Genomic DNA, 16,112 nt, shown 5'->3' with positions numbered 1-16,112 from the left:
GGGGCCAAGGGCCACGCGGGGTGGCGTAAGCGTTTACGCGTCCGCCTGCCCCGCCCCCACCAGCGCCGCGACCCGCTCCACCCCGAAAACGTAGCCCTGCACTCCGCATCCGGCGATGACGCCGTTCGCGCGCAGCGAGACGTACGAGTGGTGCCGGAACGACTCGCGCTGATGGATGTTGGAGATGTGGACCTCCAACACCGGAAGTCCGTCACAGGTGTTGAGGGCATCCAGGATCGCGACCGAGGTGTGCGAGTAGGCACCCGGGTTGATCACGATCCCGCAGTGGTTCAGCCGCGCCTCATGGATCCAGTCGACCAGCTCACCCTCATGGTTGGACTGGCGGAAGTCCACCGTTCCGCCGTGCGCGGCCGCCGCCTTGGCACACAGGGCCTCGACGTCGGCGAGGGTGTCGGAGCCGTAGATCTCCGGCTGGCGCTGGCCGAGCAGATTCAGGTTGGGGCCGTTGAGGATCATGATCGGGGCGTTGGCCAGGGTGCGGGGCACGGTTCCTCCGGTCCGTTCAGGATGGGGCGGTCCGCTGAGGACCGCTGCTCGGCCCCGGTTTATCACGGTGCGGGGCCGGGTCGGCCGCCCGTACCCTCCCCGTATGACGACGCCCTCCTACCCGCCCAAGCCGTTACCCGGCGACCGCATCGCCGTGATCTCGCCCTCGTCCGGCCTGCCCGGGCTCTTCCCGCGCCCCCACGAGCTGGGGCTGGAGAGGCTGCGCAAGGAGTACGGGCTCGAACCGGTCGAGTACCCGGCGACCCGCAAGATGGGCTCCACGCCGCAGGAGCGGGCCGACGACATCCACGCCGCCTTCGCCGACCCGGACATCAAGGCGGTCGTCGCGTCGATCGGCGGCGACGACCAGATCACGGTACTGCCGCTGCTGGACCGGGAGTTGATCGCCGCGAACCCGAAGCCGTTCTTCGGGATGAGCGACAACACGAACCTGCTCGCGTTCCTGCGCAACGCCGGAATCGTCGGCTACCACGGGGTGTCCGTGATGTGCGAGCTGGGCCGCCCCGGCGCCATGCACCCCCAGACCGCCGAGTCGCTGCGCGCGGCGCTGTTCACCTCGGGCGAGTACGAGTTGAAGCCCGCCGAGCGCTGGAACGACGTCAACCGCGACTGGGCCGACCCCGCGACGTTCGACGCGGAACCGGAGACCCGGCCCGGTACCGGCTGGACCTGGGTGAACGCCGACCGGGTCGTCGAGGGCCGTAGTTGGGGCGGATGCCTGGAGATCCTCGGCTGGCTGCTGATGGCCGACCGTGAGGTCTCGCACGATCTGACCGAGTACGACGGCGGCGTACTCCTCCTGGAGACCTCGGAGGACATGCCGAGTGCCACGGAGGTCTTCACGACGATGCGCAGCATGGGCGAGCGCGGCCTGCTCCAGCGCTTCTCCGCGCTGCTGATGGGCCGAGCGAAGACCTGGTCCTTCGAGCGCCCCAACAGCCCGCAGGAGGCCGCCCGTTACGCCGCCGAGCAGCGCGAGGCCGTGCTGCGCGCCATGCGCGCGTACGCCCCCGACACCCTGATCGTCCTCGACGTCGACTTCGGGCACACCGACCCCCAACTCGTCATCCCGTACGGCGGTGTCGTCCGCGTCGACGGTCTCGCCCGGCGCATCACCGTCACCTACTGACGCGGACCGCGACCCCGCGCGCCCCCGTAACCCGTGATCACGGTGGGTAGTTGACGCGGCATGCACGACGTACGCACCGTAAGGGCACCCTCCATGCTGCGGCTCGCGGCCGCCTCGCTCGCCGGGACGGCCATCGAGTTCTACGACTTCTTCGTCTACGGGACCGCCGCGGCGCTGGTCCTGGGGCCACTGTTCTTCCCCACGTTCTCGCCGGTGGCGGGGACGCTGGCCGCCTTCGGGACGTTCGGCGTCGGGTTCGTCGCCCGGCCGCTGGGATCGGTGCTGTTCGGACACATCGGCGACCGGCACGGGCGCAGGCCGGTCCTGGTCGCCTCACTGTTGCTGACGGGTGCGTCCACGGTCGCGGTCGGCTGCGTACCGACCTACGACACCATCGGCGTCGCCGCTCCCGTGCTCCTGCTCGTGCTGCGCTTTCTGCAGGGGCTCGGGCTCGGCGGGGAGTGGGGCGGGGCCGTGCTGCTGACCGTGGAACACGCGCCCGCCGAACGGCGTGGCCTGTGGTCGAGCTTCCCGCAGATCGGGCCCGCGCTGGGCTTCCTGCTCGCGAACGGCGTGGTGCTGGCGCTGTCGGCGACGCTGTCCGAGCCGCAGTTCGCGCAGTGGGGCTGGCGGGTGCCGTTCTGGGCGGCCGGGGTGCTGGCCGTGGTGGGGCTGTGGCTGCGCTCCTCGCTCGTCGAGAGCCCCAGCTTCCTCGGGATCGACGACCACGCGCGCGTGCCGCTCGCCGAGGTGGCGCGTGACCACTGGCGGCTCGTCCTGCTGACCGCGGGGGCACTCGCGATCGGGTACGCGATCTTCTACGCCGTGACGACGTGGTCCCTCGCGTACGCCACCGAGCGGCTCGGCGTGAGCCGGACCGTCATGCTGACCTGCATCATGGCCGCGGTGCTGGTGAAGGGCTCACTGACGCCGGTGGCGGCGGTGCTCGGCGACCGGTACGGACGTCGGCCGTTGTGCCTGGCCGGGTGTGCGGGCGCCGCCGTGTGGATGTTCCCGATGGTCGCGCTCCTCGCCACGGGAGAACCGTTGCTGATGTTCCTCGGCTTCCTGGGCGCGATGCTCGCGTTCATCACCATGTTCGCCGTGATCGCCGCGTATCTGCCGGAGCTGTACGAACCCCGGGTGCGCTGCACGGGCGCCGCGGTCGGCTACAACCTCGGCGGGGTCGTCGGGGGCGCGCTCACGCCCCTCGTGGCGACCGCGCTCGTCGAGCAGGGCGGCCGGGTGCCGTGGGGTGTCGGGGCGTATCTGACAGGGATCGCCCTGCTCAGCCTGGGGTGCTTCGCGCTGCTTCCCGAGACGCGGCCGGTGCCGGTGGTGGCGGCGGAGCCGGCCACCGGATGAACGCCGGCGCTGCGTAAACGCTTGCGCGAGCGTCTAGGGATTGATCGCCAGTTCCAGATACGCCTGCGAACACGACCAGGTGGACCCCTCCCTGGAGTGGCGTGGCCCGGCCCGGCACCACCGTCAGGGAACTCACCACCACGGTCAGGCCGAGCAGCACCATGTGCGTGGAGCCGAGGCCGAGCACGAGCGGCCCGGAGAGCCAGATCGAGGCCAGGGCCACAGCGGGGATGGTCAGGCCGATGCTGGCCATGGCCGAGCCGAGCGCGAGGTTGAGGCTGGTCTGCACCCGGTCGCGGCGGGCGGAGCGCAGCGCGGCGATGGTCTCCGGCAGCAGCACCAGCAGGGCGATGATCACGCCGACGACGGCTGCGGCATGCCGGCTGCCTCCACCCCGGACTCGATGGTCGGCGACACGCCCTTGGCCAGGCCGACCACACCGATCAGGGCCAGGCTCAGCAGCCCGAGACTGATCCGGGTGGTCCGGGCGGACGGTACGCCGGCGTGTTCTTCGGCGGCGATGACCTCGCCCTGGCGGCTGATCGGGAGGAAGTAGTCGCGGTGCCGTACGGTCTGGGTCGCCACGAACAGGCCGTACAGGACCAGCGAGGAGAGTGCCGCGAAGGTCAGCTGGACGCCGGAGAACTCCGGGCCCGGCTTGCTGGTGGTGAACGTCGGCAGCACCAGGCTGAGCGTGGCCAGGGTGGCGACGGTCGCAAGGGCGGCGCCGGTGCCCTCGGGGTTGAAGACCGCCGTGCCGTGGCGCAGGGCGGCGACCAGGAGGCTGAGACCGACAATGCCGTTGCAGGTGATCATCACGGCTGCGAAGACCGTGTCCCTGGCCAGCGTCGAGCTCTTGTCACCACCGTCCACCATCAGGGTGACGATCAGGGCGACCTCGATGACCGTGACGGCAACGGCCAGAACCAGGGAGCCGAAGGGCTCGCCGACCCGGTGGGCGACCACTTCGGCGTGGTGCACGGCGGCCAGCACAGCTCCGGCGAGGACCACGGTCATCAGCGCGACGACCGTGCCGGGCAAGTCTCGGCCCCAGGTGAACAGCAGCATGACGACCGCGAGTACCGGCACGGCGGACGTCCACCCGTGTCGTGGACGACCTGAGCCGAGCGATCATGCAGTGATCGTCGCAGAGGCGAACTGGCCCCGCACTCCAGGAGTGCGGGGCCAGTCGGCGTCACGTGAACTCGGGCACTGCGTCCGATGGGGTCAGGCCTCGATGCTGTCCTTCGAAGCGCCTTCGCCCTGCGCCTGCGGCTGCGCAGCCTCGACCGCCGCCTGCTTCTTGGACGCCCGCAGGCTGGTGATCGTGGTGACGATCAGGACCAGGCAGATCACGCCGAGGGAGACCGGGATACTGATCTCCGGGACGTGGACCCCGGACTCGTGCAACGCGTGCAGGACCAGCTTGACGCCGATGAAGCCGAGGATGATCGACAGGCCGTAGCTGAGGTGGACCAGCCTCCTGAGCAGACCGCCGATCAGGAAGTACAGCTGCCTCAGGCCCATCAGCGCGAAGGCGTTGGCCGTGAAGACGATGTACGGGTCCTGGGTCAGGCCGAAGATCGCCGGGATCGAGTCGAGCGCGAACAGGACGTCCGTCGAACCGATCGCGAGCATCACGACCAGCATCGGGGTCATGACCCGCTTGCCGTTCTCCTGGATCCACAGCTTGGTGCCGTGGTACCGGTCGGCCACGCCGAAACGACGCTCGACGGCCTTGAGCAGCTTGTTCTCCTCGAACTCCTCTTCCTCCTCGTCGGCCCGGGCCTCCTGGATGAGCTTCCAGGCGGTCCAGATCAGGAAGGCACCGAAGAGGTAGAAGACCCACGCGAAGCTGGCGAGGATGGCGGCACCGGCGGCGATGAAGATCGCTCGCAGCACCAGGGCTATGAGGACACCGACCAGCAGCACCCGCTGCTGGTACTGCGACGGAACCGCGAACTTCGCCATGATCAGGACGAAGACGAAGAGGTTGTCGACGCTCAGGGACTTCTCGGTGATGAAGCCCGCGAAGAACTCGCCGGACGGCTGGCCGCCGGCGAAGACGAACAGACCGAGACCGAAGAGTGCGGCCAGAACGATCCAGACGATCGTCCAGATTCCGGCTTCCTTGATGGACACGTCGTGCGGCTTGCGGCCGATGAAGAAGTCGACCGCGATGAGGGCGGCGAGGCCCACGATCGTCAGGACCCACAGGGTTGGGGAAACATCCACTACTGCCTCCGGCATTACGTAACGGCAAGTAACCAGCGTCGTCGCGCTGCCGGAGGTCTCTTCCACCCAGGATGGGCCGGCGCCCCGGGATCAGGCCTGATCCGTATTGACGGGTACGCCGCAGTCGACAGGGAGTACTCCCCTCCGTGGGAACAACCGTACCGAATCACCAAGGAAAGGTAAAGCGATTGGCAAAAGAAGGGTCAAATCCGCTGGTCAGGAGACTTTACGTGTACTTGGTGCGCGCCATCGCGACACGGGTGAGCACCTGCTGGAGCACCTGACTGCCGGGCGGCACGAGCGAGGGTTCGTATGTCCAGGCGTGCCCGACCCACGGGTCGGCGAGGTGGTCGTCGGGCACCGGGGTCAGTCGCAGCAGCGAACGCCACAGCGGGTCGAGCAACGGACCGTAGCCGGCGGCCTCCTCACGGTCCGCGACCATCATCAGGTGAACGCCGACGGCCGGGCCCTCGTCCGCGAGGTAGCGGAGCCGGGTCACCGCTCGGTCGTCGAAGGCGTGCGGGAAGTCGTTCACGATCAGCAGCTGCTCGGCGGTGTCGAGGCCGGGCGGGAGCGAGTCGGCCGCGCCCGCGCGCACCGCCATCTGAACCAGGTCGACGCGCTCGGTGAGCCGGGCCAGAACGTCCGTCACCCCTGCCGCACCGACGGAGGGCGGGGCGGCGAGCACGCCTGTCCGCACCAGCGGCGCGAGCGCCTGCGCGGCCGAGCCGGCGGGGTCGATGACGTGCACGGTGAACTCGCCCGCCGGATACACGGCCAACAGCCGGGCCGCGTGCGCCACCGCCGTCTCCATCGCGAGGCGTCGCAGGTCGTGGGAGTCGGTGAAGGAGCCGTCGAGCGACCCGGCGCGTCCGCTGTCGATCCACAGGCCGCGCTCCAGCGGCAGGCGGACCAGCAGCGGTATCCGCAGCTCGGCGGCCTCGGGCAGGTGCACGTCACCCAGGCGCACCGCCATGGGTACCTCCATCGGCACGCGGTAGCCGTGCCACACGGGGTTGTCCCAGCGTGCGTACGCCGGCGGCAGCGCGGGCTCGACGACGTCGACCTCGGCGGTGAGCTGGGCGAGGTCCCGGTCGAGGACCGCTCTGGCCTGGTCGACGAGCTGGGCGTGCTTGGCCTGGGCCGCCTCGCGCGCGGCGTCACCCCGCCCGCCGAGCCGGCTGCGCGGGTCGGACAGCACCTGGTCGAGTTCCTTCTCCATCCGCGAGTCGGCGAAGTCGACGGCGCTGCGGTACGCGGCCATGGTGCGGGCCAGGTCCTCGAACATGCCCCACACCTGGTTGTAGAGCCGCTCGTCCATGGACCACCCGGTGGCGTCCCCCGCGACCGGCTGCGCGGGCTGCCCCGGCTGGGCCTGGGGCGGTGCCGGCGGAGGCGTCGGCGTCGCGTTCTTCCGCCGCGGGTGGCTGTAGTCGATCGGACCGCCGGGGGCCGCGCCGGGCGGCTGGGCGACGGCGGAGGAATCCGCGGGCGTGTTGCCCTGGGGGTTCGTGGGCTGCGGCGCGGCGGCCGCCGAAGTGCTCTGCGGCCCGTAGGGCGAGGTGGGTTGCTGCGGTGTACCGGCCACGGGAGTGCTTGGTGTGCCGTAGGGCGAGCCGGGCTGCTGGGGTGCACCGGGCGCCGGGCTGACCGGCGGGCGGTGCCCGGACGTGGGCTGCGGCGGGACGCCGGGGGCCTGCGCGCCGGACGGAGACGTGGGCTGTGATGCGCCGCCGGGGACCTGCGCGCCGGACTGAGACGTGGGCTGTTGTGCGACGCCGGAGGCCTGCGCGCCGGACTGAGACGTGGGCTGTTGTGCGACGCCGGAGGCCTGCGCGCCGGACTGAGACGTGGGCTGTTGTGCGACGCCGGAGGCCTGGGTTCCGTAGGGAGTCACCGGCAGTGGCGGTACGGCGCCGGAGGCGCCCTGGGCAGCGGGGTCGCCCTGGTCGCCGCTGAGGGCCGGTGCGGTCGCCTGGCGGGAGCGGTCGGCGTCGGCGGGGCGCGGCGGTGCGGGGAGTGAGCGGGCCAGGCCCTGGGCCACCGCTTCGTTGATACCGCTCGCCAGCCCGTGGGCCTCGGCCAGCCCCTGGTCGGTCAGGAGGTCGCCGAGTCCGCCCGCGTACCCCTGGCCGACGGCCCGTACCTTCCAGGCGCCCTGCCGGCGGTACAGCTCCAGGGCGACGACGGCCGACTCGGCGTCCAGACCGGTGATCGTGTAGCTGGCGATCTCGGTGCCGTCGAGGTCGGTGACCGCGACGAACGGGGCGGCGACGGCGCCGAAGCACACCGGCCCCGCTCCGCCCGCCGCGGGCAGGGCGAGCAGCACGTCGACCCGGTGCACGGCCTCCGGCACGGCGCCGAGGTCGACCGCGAGGCGGTGCTCGGCGGCCGCCTGACGTGAGACCTCGAGCCCCGGCAAGGTGGGGGCGCCCGGGTGGGCGACCCACTCGACGCCGTGCACCACACCCTGCTCGTCGCCGAGCGTGGCGCCCACCACGACCGGCGTGCCGGCCGCCACCCGGATCTCGAGACGGGCCTGGGAGAGCGGGTGGTTCTGTCCCCGCACCAGCTCGGCCGCCATCGCCTTCTCCCCCTGTGTCGTGTGTCGTGTGCCGCCGCCGCGCTGCCTTTTACAGGTGCGGCAGGATCGCCGGCATCAGGTCCTGGAAGGTGCGGCCGTTCGTCGGAGTGCCGAGGGCCGTCATCGTCCAGCCCGGCCCCGTGCGGTGCACCTTGGCCATGATCTGGGCCGTGTACGCGCCGCCGCCCGCGAGCGTGTAGCGGGCAAGCTCCTGGCCGTTCGTCTCGTCGACCAGACGGCAGAACGCGTTCTGCACCTCCTGGAAGGTCTGGCCCGTGAAGGAGTTCACGGTGAAGATGATCTGGTCGATGTGGACCGGCACCCGTGACAGGTCGACGAGGATCGCCTCGTCGTCGCCGCCCTGGCCCACGCCGCCGACCAGGTTGTCGCCGGTGTGGCGCACCGAGCCGTCGTCGCTCACCAGGTGGCGGAAGAAGACGACGTCGACCGGCTGCTTGTCCGCGAACAGGACGGCCGAGGCGTCCAGGTCGACCTCACGGGTACGCGAGCCGAACAGGCCGCGCCGGGGAGCCGCCTGCCAGCCGAGCCCCATGCGTACCGCCGTCAGGCTGCCGCCGTCGGACTTCTGCAGGCTGATGGCCTGACCCTTGGTCAGATTGACGCCGCCACCGGACGCGCCGCCCTTGGATACGTCCACCACGCGCTGATCCCCTCTCGTATGTCCCCTGTTGCCGCGGGATCCGCGGATGACCAGCACCTTACGCAGGGCCACTGACACTGCCGTACCCCGATCCACACTTTGTGTCGGTCTTGCAACACAGCGCGTACGCCCGGGGTGGTGGGCAGGTCCGGGAACGCCGGTTCCCTCCGAGGACCGGCGCCCCGTCAGGCCGTCAGGCCATCGGACGATCGGGCCGTCAGGCCAGGCCGGCTTCCTTCATCTGGCGGAGTTCCTTCTTCATCTCGGAGACCTCGTCGCGCAGTCGGGCCGCGATCTCGAACTGGAGGTCTGCCGCTGCGGCACGCATGCGTTCGGTCATCTCCTCGATCTGCTCGGCGAGCTCGGCCGCGGGGCGGTCGGTCGGCACCGTCTCCTTGGACTTGCCCTTGGCGGCCTTGGTGCCCTTGGCCGCCTTGCCACCGAGGGCGGGCACGGGTGCTTTGGCGCCCTTGCCCTCCTTCAGCTTGCGGTAGCCAGAGCCGAGCAGCTGCTCGGTGTCGATGTCCTCGCGGGCGATCTGCGCGACGATGTCGTTGATCTTCTTGCGGAGCGGCTGGGGGTCGATGCCCCGCTCCGCGTTGTACGCGACCTGCTTCTCCCGGCGGCGGTTGGTCTCCTCGATGGCCTTCTCCATCGCCGGGGTGATCTTGTCGGCGTACATGTGGACCTGGCCGGAGACGTTGCGTGCCGCGCGGCCGATGGTCTGGATGAGGGAGGTGCCGGAACGCAGGAAGCCTTCCTTGTCGGCGTCGAGGATCGCCACCAGGGAGACCTCGGGCAGGTCGAGGCCCTCGCGGAGGAGGTTGATGCCGACCAGCACGTCGAACTCGCCGGACCGCAGCTCGCGCAGCAATTCGACGCGGCGCAGCGTGTCGACGTCGCTGTGCAGATAGCGCACCTGGATGCCGAGCTCCAGGAAGTAGTCGGTGAGGTCCTCGGACATCTTCTTGGTGAGGGTCGTGACCAGGACGCGCTCGTCCTTCTCGACACGCTCCCGGATCTCGTGCACCAGGTCGTCGATCTGACCCTCGGTGGGCTTGACGACGACCTCCGGGTCGATCAGGCCGGTGGGACGGATGATCTGTTCGACGGCGCCGTCGCCGCGTGAGAGCTCGTACTTGCCGGGGGTCGCCGAAAGGTAGACGGTCTGCCCGGTGCGCTCCTGGAACTCCTCCCACTTCAGGGGACGGTTGTCCAGGGCGGAGGGCAGCCGGAAACCGTGGTCGACGAGGGTGCGCTTGCGCGAGGCGTCGCCCTCGTACATTGCGCCGATCTGCGGGACGGTGACGTGGGACTCGTCGATGACGAGCAGGAAGTCGTCCGGGAAGTAGTCCAGCAGCGTGTTGGGCGGGGAGCCGGGCTGGCGGCCGTCGAAGTGCATCGAGTAGTTCTCGACGCCGGAGCAGGAGCCGATCTGGCGGAGCATCTCGAGGTCGTACGTCGTGCGCATCCTCAGGCGCTGGGCCTCCAGGAGCTTGCCCTGCTTCTCCAACTCGGACAGGCGCTCCCCCAGCTCCTTCTCGATGTCGTTGGCGGCCCGCTCCAGGCGCTCGGGGCCCGCGACGTAGTGGGAGGCCGGGAAGACGTACAGCTGCTGGTCGTCGCTGATGATCTCGCCGGTGAGCGGGTGCAGGGTGGACAGGGCCTCGATCTCGTCGCCGAACATCTCGATGCGGACGGCGAGCTCCTCGTAGACCGGGAAGATCTCGATGGTGTCGCCGCGGACGCGGAAGGTGCCGCGGGAGAAAGCCACGTCGTTACGCGTGTACTGGATCTCCACGAAGCGGCGCAGCAGCTGGTCCCGGTCGACCTCGTCGCCGACTCGGAGGGGGACCATGCGGTCCACGTACTCCTGCGGCGTACCGAGGCCGTAGATGCAGGAGACCGAGGCGACCACGACGACGTCTCGGCGGGTGAGCAGCGAGTTCGTCGCGGAGTGGCGCAGCCGCTCGACCTCCTCGTTGATCGAGGAGTCCTTCTCGATGTAGGTGTCCGACTGGGGGACGTAGGCCTCGGGCTGGTAGTAGTCGTAGTACGAGACGAAGTACTCGACGGCGTTGTTCGGGAGGAGTTCCCGGAACTCGTTCGCCAGCTGGGCGGCCAGGGTCTTGTTCGGCGCCATCACGAGCGTGGGGCGCTGGAGCTTCTCGATCATCCACGCGGTGGTGGCGGACTTGCCGGTGCCGGTCGCGCCGAGCAGGACGACGTCCTTCTCACCGGCCTCGATGCGCCGGGCGAGCTCGGCGATGGCCGCGGGCTGGTCACCGCTGGGCTGGTACGGACTGACGACCTCGAAGGGCGCCACCGTGCGTTCGATGTGGGAAACGGGCCGCATGCCATCAACCGTACGACCCCCCACTGACAACGCGGCCGGATCAGCGGTTCTGCGGGGTGCGGGAGTCCTCGTGGTCCAGGTTCCGGCGGGTGCGCAGGGAGGGGCGGCGGGCCGGCGGGTGGGAGACGAGCTCGCGTGCTGGCACACCTGGCTTGTTCTCGACGGGGGGCTGGGCGGGCTTTCCCATGATGATCAGCGGATCGAACATCACGACGACGCCTGCCAGGAGCAGGAAGGCGAGCGGGCCGATCATCATGGGCGCGATCAGGGAGGCCGTGGAGTCGCCCCCGGTGGGGGCCGTGGAGCTGTGCAGATGGACCCTGAGGGCGGCCATGCCCGTGTAGTGCATGCCGGTCACGGCGAGCCCCATGACGAGGCTCGCGCCGACGCTCCACAGGAACCCCCGCACCTGTCCGGCGGCCCACAGGGCCGTGGTGGCGGCGACGACAGCGATGACGACCGAGGCGCCCACGGTGAAGGTGTTGTACTCCAGCTTGCCGTTGAGCCGCATGCCGGCCATGCCCAGGTAGTGCATCGACGCGACGCCCAGGCCGGTGATGGCACCCCCGGTCATCAGGGCCGTTCCGGACGCCCCGCGATAGCCGACGATGAAGATCCCCAGGCCGACCATGACGATGGCGACACCCAGACTCGCGTAGGTCATCGCCCTGTCGTAGTGGATCGGCGCCTGCTCGACCTTGAAGCCCATCATCGCGATGAAGTGCATGGTCCATATGCCTGAGCCGATCGCGACCGAGCCGAGGGCCAGCCAGCCGGGGCGCCAGGAGTTGCTGACCATGGCTCTGGTGGTGCAGCGCAGGCCGAGGGCACCGCCCAGGCACGCCATGAGGTAGGCCACCACCGGTGTGACGAGTCCGTAGCTGAATCCGTCGACCGTGCCTTGCATGCGCGGCTGTCCTTCCGCCCTCTTGCGTCCCGGAATTCCCTGATGTTCGCCCCTTCCCAGGACCGCCCGAGCGGTCAGGGTTGACGCAGAGAGTATGACTCCCACCGGAATGGTCGAACGATTTTCCGGCAAAGAAACACGCCCTTGCCTCAGTTGTGCGGTACCCGTGCGCGGACTTGGGACAACTCCATTCAAGTTGTGTCCATTCTGTGCCCCCCTCCCGTTGACTCTCTGCTGTCACAGTTGAGCTGTCTGTGATCGCTCGACGCGAGGAGTACGCATGCACGCGCGCGCAGTTGCCGCCACGACCACCGCGCTCCTGGGAGCCGCCGCCTTCCTGCCCCCCTCCGACGTCCGGGCCGACGGCAAGCGGCCGACGGTCGTCGCCCACAGAGGCGCCTCCGCCTATGCGCCCGAGAACACCCTGGCCGCCGTCGACAAGGCAGCCGCGCTGGGCATCGACTGGGTGGAGAACGACGTCCAGCGCACCAAGGACGGCCGGCTCGTCGTCCTCCACGACGACAATCTGCGGCGCACCACCGACGTCGAGGAGGTCTTCCCCGACCGGGCGCCCTGGAAGGTGCGGGACTTCACCGCCGCCGAGATCGCGCGCCTCGACGCGGGGAGCTGGTTCGGCCCCGCCTACGCGGGCGCGCGCGTGCCCACGCTCGAACGGTATGTGCGCCGCGTCGAGCTTCACCAGCAGAAGCTGCTCCTGGAGATCAAGAACCCCAACCTGTACCCGGGCATCGAGGGCCAGACCCTCAAGGTCCTCGGCAACGAGGGGTGGCTGGACCGGCAGCACGTCGCGAGCCGGCTGATCGTGCAGAGCTTCAGCCCGGCCAGCGTGCACGCCGTCCACAAGCTGAAGCCGGGCGTCAAGACCGGGCTCCTCGGTACGCCACCCGTGGCGAACCTGGACGCGTACGCGACCTTCGCCGACCAGATCAATCCCTCGCACGGCTCCCTCTCCAAGGGGTACGTCTCGGCCGTCCACGCCTTCACGGGTCCGCACGGCAGGCCGCTGGAGGTCTTCGCCTGGACCGTCGACTCCGCGGCCGCCGCCCGACGGGTCGCCGGGTACGGGGTCGACGGCGTCATCAGCAACAAGCCGGACCTGGTGGGCGCCGCGCTGCGCTGGGGCTGACCGCCGCTGCCCGAGCAGCGCCGCGGGGCCTCGCCGGAGGCTCCCCGCGCTTCCCCGGGCGTTGTCAGTGACGGGTCGTACGGTGGGTCGCATGAACAGCCATGGGCAGTACGAGCAGCAGGTCGTGTGGACGGTCGTCGCCACCGGCGTCGGTCCGCTGCTGCTGGCCGCGACCCGCGAGGGTCTGGTCAACGTGGTGTTCCACGCCACGGACACGGTCCGCGACAAGGCGTTGGACCGGCTCGCGTCCCGGATGGGCGGCGAGCCCGTCGAAGCGCCCGACTCCCCGCTGCTGGCCGAGGCGATACGCCAGGTGGAGGCGTACTTCGCCGGGGAGCGACACGACTTCGAGCTGCCGCTGGACTGGTCGCTGATCTCGGGCTTCAACCGGCAGGTGCTGCGCGAACTGGCATCCGGCGTCCCGTTCGGCACGGTGGTCGGGTACGGCGATCTGGCGGGGCGAGTGGGTCAGCCGGGCGCGGCCCAGGCGGTGGGCGTGGCGATGGGCTCCAATCCGCTGCCGGTCGTCGTGCCGTGTCACCGGGTCGTGGAGCGCGACGGCGGCATCGGCGGGTTCGGGGGCGGCCTGGAGACCAAGCGGAAGTTGCTCGCCCTGGAGGGCGTGCTGCCCGAGCCGCTGTTCTAGCCGAGGCCCGAGGAGCGGGAGCGCCGGAACGCCGGGACATCGAAGAGTCGGGCTCGGACTCGGGCTCGGACGCGTGCCCGGGTGGGCGAAGAGACATCGCTCAGGGGGCCACACCACACGGGCGTGACTCCCCTCGCACGCTAGTTGTAGTGCCGCGCCTCGAAGACGTTCCCGTCCGGGTCACGGAAGTAGAAGCTCCGCCGGGCCGACCCGCGGGCGCCGAAGGAGTCGTAGGAGAAGTCCGAGACCGGGACCGACCGTTCTTCCAGGCGGGCGCGCAGCGCCTCGAAGTCGTCGCCGGGCAGCGCCAGGCAGACGTGGTTGACCGGGTGGCCCGCGCTGTCGGCGGCGCCGGGGAGCATCTTCATACGCTCCGCCATGGAGTGCGGCATGAGGTCGAAGATGGTCTCGTCGTTGAGCCGTACGGAGGGAAAGGGTTCCGTCCCCGCGGTGAATTCGGTGAGCCTCAGGGGTTCAAGGCCGACCGCCTTCTCGTAGAAGTCGGCCGCCGCCACCGGGTCGTGGACCCAGAGGACGACATGGTCGAGACGTGTGGTGTTGTCCGTCATGGACCCCAGGCTGGTGTCGTCCCCCACAGACCGCAAGTGTTTGACCGGGTGCGCCGCCCGCCAGAGATGAGGGAAGACCGACCGACAGGAGGCAGGCACGTGGTGCTGGTGGTGTCCGAAGAAGTGCGTGACGCGATCGACGCGCGTCGACCCGTGGTGGCGCTCGAGTCCACGATCATCGCGCACGGGCTGCCGCGCCCACGCAACCTACAGGTGGCGCTGGAGCTGGAGGACGTCGTACGGCACGAGGGTGCCGTGCCCGCGACGATCGCCGTGCTGGACGGGCGGCCTCATGTCGGCCTGGACAAGCAGCAGTTGGAGCGGGTCGCGAACGAGGACGGCATCCGTAAGCTGGGCCACCGCGACCTGCCGCTCGCGGTGGCCTCCGGGGCGAGCGGGGCGACCACGGTGTCGGCGACCGCGCTGCTGGCGGCCCTGGCGGGCGTACGGGTGTTCGCCACGGGTGGGCTCGGCGGGGTGCACCGGGAGTGGACGGTGACCCAGGACGAGTCGGCCGACCTCGGCCTGCTGGCCCGGACGCGGATCACCGTCGTGTGCGCGGGCGTGAAGTCGATCCTGGACGTTCCGGCAACCCTGCAGCGGCTGGAGACGCTGGGCGTGGCGGTGGCCGGGTACGGCACGGACCGGTTCCCCGGCTTCTACCTGTCGGACTCGGGTCATCCCGTGGAGTGGACGCTGGACAGCCCCGGGCAGGTGGCGGACGTCATGCGGGCGCAGGACGCGGTCGCCGGACCCGAGTCGGCGCTGATCGTCGCCAACCCGGTACCCGAGGCGGAGCAGCTGGATCCCGAGCTGCACGCGCGCGTGCTCGCGGACGCGCTGCACGCGTGCGAGGAGGAGGGGGTCACGGGGCAGGGAGTCACGCCGTTCCTGCTGAACTACCTGGTGCGGCACACCGACGGTGCCTCGCTGACCGCGAATCTCGCGGCGGTGCGCGGCAACGTACGGCTGGCCGCGCGGATCGCGGCGGCCTGGGCCGGAGCGTGACGGCGCGGCGACCTGGGCGCGGTGGGGCCGCCGCGCCGGATCACCAGCTCGGCGGAGGATCCCCGGACGGCGCCCTCCTGGTCGTGGGGGACGTCATCACAGACGTCGTGGCCCGGCACCGAGGCCCCCTCGCGGCGGGCACCGACACGGCCGCGACGATCCGGACGGTGCCGGGCGGCGCGGGCGCCAACGTGGCCTGCTGGGCCGCTCACCGCGGCGGTGCCGAGGTGCGGCTGCTCGGGCGCGTGGGCGCGGACTCGGCCGCCTGGCACGAGCGGGAGCTGGTCGCGTGCGGTGTACGGCCCCGGCTGGTCGTCGACCCCGAGGCGGCGACCGGGACGGTGATCTGTCTCGTCGACGCGGAGAACGCCGCTGAGCGGACGTTCCTCACGGACAGCGGGGCGTCGCTGCGGCTCGCGCCCGAGGACTGGTCGGACGCGCTGCTCGACGGGGTCGCGCGGCTGCATCTGTCGGGCTACCTGCTGTTCTCCGAGCAGAGCCGCGCGCTGGTGGCGGTCGCGCTGGCGGCGGCACGCACGCGTGGGGTGCCGGTGAGCCTGGATCCGGCGTCGGCCGGTTTCCTCGTGGAGCTGGGGGTCGACCGCTTTGTGACGCTCGTCGAGGGCGTCGACGTTCTGCTGCCCAGCCGCGACGAGGCATGCCTGCTCACGGGACTGCCCGAGGCGGCGGACGCGGCGGCCAAGCTGAGCCGTCACGTCCCGCTGGTCGTCGCCAAGCAGGGCGCGGAGGGTGCGCTGGTGGCCCGCTCCGGCACGGTGGTCGCCCACGTCCCCGCGGTCCCGGCGACGGTCCGGGACACCACCGGAGCCGGCGACGCCTTCACGGGTGCCTTCCTCGCCGCCCTCCTCATGGGCGCCGGGCCGGAAGCCGCGGCGGCGGAGGGGTGCCGGGCGGGTGCCGTGGCCGTCGAGCGGGTGGGGGGCCGGCCGCCGGTGGACGCCTGACGGAAGCGGGCG

The 16,112-nt window shown here is 70.7% G+C and carries 13 protein-coding genes and 1 pseudogene; 6 read left to right on the top strand and 8 right to left on the bottom strand.

Annotated features, from left to right (window positions below; translation table 11 throughout):
* Positions 1-33: 33 nt before the first annotated feature.
* Positions 34-507 (bottom strand): type II 3-dehydroquinate dehydratase, encoded by a 474-nt coding sequence (gene aroQ / locus KUM49_RS06150; protein WP_217235668.1) that lies wholly within the window; start codon positions 505-507, stop codon positions 34-36.
* 103 nt (positions 508-610) lie between these two features.
* Between aroQ and KUM49_RS06145 the strand changes: the two genes are divergently transcribed.
* Together KUM49_RS06145 and KUM49_RS06140 are read left to right on the top strand one after the other, a co-directional pair.
* Positions 611-1,657: a S66 peptidase family protein gene (locus KUM49_RS06145; RefSeq protein WP_217235667.1), complete on the top strand. Its 1,047-nt coding sequence runs from the start codon at positions 611-613 to the stop codon at positions 1,655-1,657.
* Positions 1,658-1,717: 60 nt separating this feature from the next.
* Positions 1,718-3,022, top strand: coding sequence for an MFS transporter (locus tag KUM49_RS06140; RefSeq protein ID WP_254400801.1), 1,305 nt, complete (start codon positions 1,718-1,720; stop codon positions 3,020-3,022).
* A gap of 33 nt (positions 3,023-3,055) precedes the next feature.
* Here the strand turns inward: KUM49_RS06140 and KUM49_RS06135 are convergent.
* The 6 genes and pseudogenes from KUM49_RS06135 to KUM49_RS06110 form a co-directional block, all read right to left on the bottom strand.
* Positions 3,056-4,157: pseudogene (locus KUM49_RS06135) on the bottom strand (calcium:proton antiporter).
* 92 nt (positions 4,158-4,249) lie between these two features.
* The gene (locus tag KUM49_RS06130; protein WP_217235666.1) at positions 4,250-5,257 is read right to left on the bottom strand and encodes a TerC family protein; all 1,008 of its coding nucleotides are present in this window, start codon (positions 5,255-5,257) and stop codon (positions 4,250-4,252) included.
* A gap of 226 nt (positions 5,258-5,483) precedes the next feature.
* On the bottom strand, positions 5,484-7,841 hold the full coding sequence (locus KUM49_RS06125) for a TerD family protein (protein WP_217235665.1): 2,358 nt from the start codon (positions 7,839-7,841) through the stop codon (positions 5,484-5,486).
* A gap of 49 nt (positions 7,842-7,890) precedes the next feature.
* Positions 7,891-8,457 (bottom strand): TerD family protein, encoded by a 567-nt coding sequence (locus KUM49_RS06120; protein WP_217235867.1) that lies wholly within the window; start codon positions 8,455-8,457, stop codon positions 7,891-7,893.
* Between the two features lie 262 nt (positions 8,458-8,719).
* Entirely contained in the window at positions 8,720-10,858 is a 2,139-nt protein-coding gene (gene uvrB / locus KUM49_RS06115) for an excinuclease ABC subunit UvrB (protein ID WP_217235664.1), read from the bottom strand.
* Positions 10,859-10,898: 40 nt separating this feature from the next.
* Entirely contained in the window at positions 10,899-11,765 is an 867-nt protein-coding gene (locus KUM49_RS06110; protein WP_217235663.1) for an MHYT domain-containing protein, read from the bottom strand.
* Positions 11,766-12,045: 280 nt separating this feature from the next.
* On the opposite strand from KUM49_RS06110, the gene KUM49_RS06105 reads away from it, so the two are divergent.
* Together KUM49_RS06105 and KUM49_RS06100 are read left to right on the top strand one after the other, a co-directional pair.
* The gene (locus KUM49_RS06105) at positions 12,046-12,912 is read left to right on the top strand and encodes a glycerophosphodiester phosphodiesterase family protein (protein ID WP_217235662.1); all 867 of its coding nucleotides are present in this window, start codon (positions 12,046-12,048) and stop codon (positions 12,910-12,912) included.
* Positions 12,913-13,003: 91 nt separating this feature from the next.
* The gene (locus KUM49_RS06100; RefSeq protein WP_217235661.1) at positions 13,004-13,558 is read left to right on the top strand and encodes a methylated-DNA--[protein]-cysteine S-methyltransferase; all 555 of its coding nucleotides are present in this window, start codon (positions 13,004-13,006) and stop codon (positions 13,556-13,558) included.
* Between the two features lie 140 nt (positions 13,559-13,698).
* Here the strand turns inward: KUM49_RS06100 and KUM49_RS06095 are convergent, their stop codons facing one another.
* Entirely contained in the window at positions 13,699-14,127 is a 429-nt protein-coding gene (locus KUM49_RS06095; RefSeq protein ID WP_217235660.1) for a VOC family protein, read from the bottom strand.
* A 99-nt stretch (positions 14,128-14,226) separates the two neighbouring features.
* Between KUM49_RS06095 and KUM49_RS06090 the strand changes: the two genes are divergently transcribed.
* The gene (locus tag KUM49_RS06090) at positions 14,227-15,135 is read left to right on the top strand and encodes a pseudouridine-5'-phosphate glycosidase (protein ID WP_217235659.1); all 909 of its coding nucleotides are present in this window, start codon (positions 14,227-14,229) and stop codon (positions 15,133-15,135) included.
* A 77-nt stretch (positions 15,136-15,212) separates the two neighbouring features.
* On the top strand, positions 15,213-16,100 hold the full coding sequence (locus KUM49_RS06085; RefSeq protein WP_254400821.1) for a carbohydrate kinase family protein: 888 nt from the start codon (positions 15,213-15,215) through the stop codon (positions 16,098-16,100).
* The last annotated feature ends 12 nt before the right edge of the window (positions 16,101-16,112 follow it).

Source organism: Streptomyces sp. AC555_RSS877 (genome assembly GCF_019049245.1).
GTDB lineage: Bacteria > Actinomycetota > Actinomycetes > Streptomycetales > Streptomycetaceae > Streptomyces.
Note: the sequence above shows the minus strand (reverse complement) of the source record. Positions and strands in the feature narration are given on the sequence as shown.

Bases quoted from the DNA above. Each gene is read 5' to 3' on its own strand.
- KUM49_RS06140 (WP_254400801.1), top strand. From the start codon at position 1,718: ATGCACGACGTACGCACCGTAAGGGCACCCTCCATGCTGCGGCTCGCG.
- KUM49_RS06095 (WP_217235660.1), bottom strand. From the start codon at position 14,127: ATGACGGACAACACCACACGTCTCGACCATGTCGTCCTCTGGGTCCAC.
- KUM49_RS06110 (WP_217235663.1), bottom strand. From the start codon at position 11,765: ATGCAAGGCACGGTCGACGGATTCAGCTACGGACTCGTCACACCGGTG.
- KUM49_RS06145 (WP_217235667.1), top strand. From the start codon at position 611: ATGACGACGCCCTCCTACCCGCCCAAGCCGTTACCCGGCGACCGCATC.
- KUM49_RS06105 (WP_217235662.1), top strand. From the start codon at position 12,046: ATGCACGCGCGCGCAGTTGCCGCCACGACCACCGCGCTCCTGGGAGCC.
- uvrB (WP_217235664.1), bottom strand. From the start codon at position 10,858: ATGCGGCCCGTTTCCCACATCGAACGCACGGTGGCGCCCTTCGAGGTC.
- KUM49_RS06100 (WP_217235661.1), top strand. From the start codon at position 13,004: ATGAACAGCCATGGGCAGTACGAGCAGCAGGTCGTGTGGACGGTCGTC.
- KUM49_RS06125 (WP_217235665.1), bottom strand. From the start codon at position 7,841: ATGGCGGCCGAGCTGGTGCGGGGACAGAACCACCCGCTCTCCCAGGCC.